The organism is Phaeobacter sp. CAU 1743, assembly GCF_039839315.1.
Classification (GTDB): domain Bacteria; phylum Pseudomonadota; class Alphaproteobacteria; order Rhodobacterales; family Rhodobacteraceae; genus Phycobacter; species Phycobacter gallaeciensis_A.
On sequence record NZ_JBDOQR010000190.1, the window covers coordinates 1 to 1,253 of the forward strand.

Below are 1,253 nucleotides of genomic sequence, written 5' to 3' on the forward strand. Positions count from 1 at the left end.
TGACCTGCCCCCCGCAAAATCCCTCACCATGAAGTAGAGTCTGCCCAACCTATGTAGGAGCAGACGAATGCGTAAGAGCCGTTTCACCGAGGCGCAAATCATCGGGATGATCAAAGAGCAGGAAGCCGGGATGCCGACAGCGGAGGTGTGCCGTCGGCACGGCCTGAGCCCGGCGACCTTTTACAAGCTGAAGTCCAAGTATGGCGGCATGGAGGTATCGGAGGCTGCGCGGCTGAAGGCGCTGGAAGATGAGAATGCCAAGCTGAAGCGGCTGCTGGCAGACACGATGCTCGACAACGTGGTTTTGAAAGACCTGCTGGGAAAAAGCTGACGACACCGAAGGAGCGGCGAGAGGCAGCGCTCAATGCAATGCGGGATCATGACATCTCGCAGCGCAGGGCCTGCCGGCTTGTCGGTGTCGACCCCAAGACGGTCCGGCGCGAACGCCCGCCCGACCATCCTGAGATCCGCCAGGAGATGAAGGAGATCGCTGGCAAACGCCGCCGGTTCGGCTACCGGCGGATCGGCGTGCTGCTTGAGCGAAAAGGCATGATCATGAACCACAAAAAGCTTTACCGCCTCTACCGGGAGGAGGGCCTTGCAGTGAAACGGCGGCGGGGCCGCAAACGCGCCCGAGGCTCGAGAACGCCGATGCCCGAAGCCACACAGCCCAACCAGCGCTGGTCCCTGGATTTCCTGGCAGACAGCTTCGGCGCGTCGCGGAAGTTTCGCATCCTGGCCGTGAATGACGACTGCTGCCGGGAAAACCTGTGCCTGGCGGCAGACACCAGCATTTCAGGTGAGCGCGTTGCCCGGGAGTTGGACGCGCTCGTCCGGATCTACGGAAAACCTGCTTGCATTGTCAGTGATAACGGCACGGAATTCACCAGCCGGGCAATCCTGAGATGGGCCGACAGGAACGGCGTGGATTGGCATTACATCGACCCAGGAAAACCGCAGCAGAATGCCTTTATCGAGTCATTCAACGGCAGCCTGCGGGACGAGCTTCTCAATGAAGAGCTGTTCGACACCCTGGACGATGCCCGCCGCAAGCTGGCGCTGTGGCGCTACGATTACAACAACGTCAGGCCGCACTCTTCGCTGGGGAACAGAACGCCAAAGCAAGCGCGGCAGGCGCTTGAGCTATTTGAGGGCTCCGCGCCTGCCGCGCTTGCCAAACCCGAAACCGACGACTACCAAAATCAAACCCGCAGACTCTCGTCATGAGCGAGGGACCAGCGGGGGGCAGGTCA

The 1,253-nt window shown here is 61.0% G+C and carries 1 protein-coding gene; it reads left to right on the forward strand.

What is annotated here, in order from left to right:
• The first annotated feature begins 67 nt into the window (after positions 1–67).
• Positions 68–1,227, forward strand: a protein-coding gene (locus tag AAFO90_RS24885; protein ID WP_347511190.1) for an IS3 family transposase whose coding sequence is annotated in 2 segments (ribosomal slippage) — positions 68–326 and positions 326–1,227 — 1,161 coding nt in all. Because the reading frame shifts where the segments join, the coding sequence is not laid out codon by codon here.
• The last annotated feature ends 26 nt before the right edge of the window (positions 1,228–1,253 follow it).